The organism is Mesorhizobium sp. M7A.F.Ca.CA.004.12.1.1, from assembly GCF_003997835.1.
Taxonomy (GTDB): Bacteria; Pseudomonadota; Alphaproteobacteria; order Rhizobiales; family Rhizobiaceae; genus Mesorhizobium.
In genome coordinates this window covers 1-3427 of record NZ_RZRK01000670.1, presented here as the reverse complement: position 1 = coordinate 3427, position 3427 = coordinate 1, and the positions used below count along the sequence as shown (strand labels likewise).

Genomic DNA, 3427 nt, shown 5'->3' with positions numbered 1-3427 from the left:
GTCTGTGAAGTCCGCCAATCCCATCTCTCTTCCAGTCGCTCCCGGTTTGGCGCCCGGCGCCGGTCGTTTCGTCGAAATGCCGGTTAGGCCGCGAACTCGATTAACGATTGGTATCCAGAGAAGGTTAACCAAGCCTTTTCATGCAAGGGCGGCAAGCTGGCTTACGCTACGGAACGGCTTTTTGCCGGCATCGGAAATCGGGGTTGCCTTCCACCCCGCCAAATCATAAAAGCGATGGTGGATCACTGCAATCCTGGAACCGCCCTCCTCCGCAGCTTCTTGCTACAGGGTCAGACGTAAAGGCGGCTCCTTTCGCTTCAGGCGAAAAGGGTTCAGGTGATCGCGACGAATTTCGCAGGCGTGCTCCCGTGGCGGGGGAATCGCCTGCGTGAGGAAAACGGCCGGGTTTGTTCCCGTGCCGGCTCTGTAGGAGCAAACAAGCTGGTCCGGTTCATCCGGGCTTTGGTTCAAAAGGTTCTGTTGGTGACGATGGCTTCAAGCGCAATCATGGAAAGGTCCGCATCAAACCGCGCCATTATGGCTGCGGGCGGCACCGCCATGGCGCTCAAGCGGCGGCTGACGGACGTTCAAATATCCGGCACCCACACTCCAGACACGCAGCAGCAGGCTTTGCCTCGCAAGCTGCGGCTGACGGCTGCCGGGGGGAAACGAAATAATGCCCAACAAAATGCTGATAGACGCCTCCCACCCGGAGGAAACACGCGTTGTCGTCATACGCGGTAACCGTATTGAAGAATTCGACTTTGAATCCCAGGACAAGAAGCAGCTCAAAGGAAACATCTACCTAGCCCGCGTAACGCGCGTAGAGCCCTCCCTTCAGGCAGCCTTTGTCGAATATGGCGGCAACCGTCACGGTTTTCTCGCCTTCAGTGAAATTCACCCCGACTATTACCAGATTCCGGTCGCCGATCGTCAGGCACTGCTGCGCGCGGAAGCGCAGGAGGCTGAGGACGAAGAGAACGAGGACGGCGACGGCGATGATCGCCAGAGCCGCGATCGCGGACGGCGCGGCCGCAGGCGCGGCGGCAAGCCCCGCGACCGGGGCGAGCACAAGCGTGATGCTGCCGATTCCAGCGAGGCAAGCGACACTGCCGACGAGGCGGAAGAGGGCGCCGACGCTGGTTTCGAGGAGATCTCGCACACGTCCGAGATCATCGAACATGCGGCCGATGCGTCCGAACATGCCGATGCGTCCGAACATGGCGAGGATTCCGCCGAGCAGGACGAAGGCGAAACCCGCGAAGGCGGCCCGACGTCGATCGCCGCCTCGGTCGAGGCCGATGTGATTTCCGAAGCCGTTCCGCAGGCCGAACAAGGCAGCGAGGCGACCTCCGGAGACAATGATCGCGGCATGCTGGAAGAAGTGCAGTCCTCGCATCCGGACGATCACGAGGTCGAATCAGTCGGCGCCGAGGACGCGCTGGAAGAAGTGCGCAACCGCCGCAAGCCGGTGCGCCGCCAGTACAAGATCCAGGAAGTGATCAAGCGCCGGCAGATCCTCTTGGTGCAGGTCGTCAAGGAAGAGCGCGGCAACAAGGGTGCGGCACTGACCACCTATCTGTCGCTTGCCGGCCGCTATTCGGTGCTGATGCCGAACACGGCGCGTGGCGGCGGCATTTCGCGCAAGATCACCAGCGCGGTCGACCGCAAGCGGCTGAAGGAGGTCGTTGCCGATCTCGAAGTGCCGCAGGGCATGGGCGTGATCCTGCGCACCGCCGGCGAGAGCCGCACCAAGGCCGAGATCAAGCGCGATTACGAATATCTGATGCGGCTTTGGGAAAATGTCCGCAATCTCACCTTGCAGTCCACGGCCCCTGCCCTGGTCTACGAGGAAGGCAGCCTGATCAAGCGCTCGGTGCGCGACCTCTACAACAAGGATATCGACGAGATTCTTGTCTCCGGCGAGGAAGGCTATCGCGAGGCCAAGGACTTCATGCGCATGCTGATGCCGAGCCACGCCAAGGTGGTTCAGCCGTTCCGCGACACGACGCCGATCTTCGTGCGCAACGGCATCGAGGCACAGCTTGACCGCATGCTGCAGCCGCAGGTGACGCTGAAGAGCGGCGGCTACATCATCATCAACCAGACCGAGGCGCTGGTTGCCATCGATGTGAATTCGGGCCGCTCCACCAAGGAGCACTCGATCGAGGACACCGCGCTCCACACCAATCTGGAAGCGGCCGAGGAAGTCGCGCGTCAGCTCAGGCTGCGCGATCTCGCCGGCCTGATCGTCATCGACTTCATCGACATGGAGGAGAACCGCAACAACCGCTCCGTCGAGAAGCGGTTGAAGGATCACCTCAAGAACGATCGTGCGCGCATCCAGGTCGGCCGTATCTCGCATTTCGGCCTGATGGAGATGTCCCGCCAGCGCATCCGCGCCAGCGTGCTGGAATCGACCATGAAGCCCTGCCCGCATTGCGGCGGCACCGGCCATGTACGCTCCGATTCGTCGGTCGCGCTGATGGTGGTGCGGGCGATCGAGGAATTCCTGCTCAAGGATTCGCGCAGCCACATCACGGTGCGGACGCCGGCGGCGACCGCACTCTATGTGCTCAACCACAAGCGCGGCACGCTGGTCGAACTCGAAAGCCGCTTCGGGCTGACGATCACCGTCGAGGCCGACGATTCGGTGGGTTCGCAACACTATGCGATCTTCCGTGGCGCGCTGGCTGAAAAGCCGGAAGGCTTCGTCGAGGCGCGCAGCTTCCCGGCCTATGTCGAGTTGGAAGAGCCCGAGGACGAGATTGTCGTCGTCGAGGAAGACGATGAAGCACCGGTGCAGGCCGAACAGCCACGCCAGCAGCCTCAGCAACAACAGCCCCGGCCCGCTGCCGGTGGCGAAGAAGGCGAAGGCCGCGACCGCAAGCGCCGCAAGCGTCGGCGCCGGCGCGGCGGCAAGGATCGCGATCGCGAACATGGCGCCCCTGCGGACGGTGCTTCCGTCTCGGCTCCGGCCGGTGAGTTTTCGGACCCGGACTCGGCCGCCAGCGATGGCGACACGGAAGCGGACGACAACGCCCCTGTCGGTGTTGCTGAAACGTCTGAGACAGCTGAAGCTTCGGACGAAGGCCAGGGCAAAAAGCGCCGGCGCGGCAAGCGCGGCGGCAAGCGCAACCGTCGCGAAGACGGTGAAGGCGAGGCTGAGGCAAGTGCTGGCGAAACAGCAGACGCTTCTGAAGGCGAAGTCCGGGCAACCGAGGTGATCGCCAGCGAGCCGGTCGTTGCCGCACCAGCCGAAGAGCCGGTGGAGCTTGCCCCGGCAAATGACGACGCGCCGGCCACGGAGAAGCCGAAGAAGCCACGTCGCGCGGCCAAGCCAAAGAAGGCCGCGGCCGAAATTGTCGCCGATGAGCCGGCTGCGGAGGTGGAAGCACCGGTCGACACGCCGGTCACCGCATCCGAC

1 protein-coding gene is annotated in these 3427 nt (G+C 63.1%); it reads left to right on the top strand.

The annotated features are described in order from the left end of the window. Positions 1-676 precede the first annotated feature (676 nt). A partial coding sequence (locus EN984_RS27345) for a ribonuclease E/G (RefSeq protein ID WP_164765677.1) occupies positions 677-3427 on the top strand: 2751 nt, incomplete at its 3' end.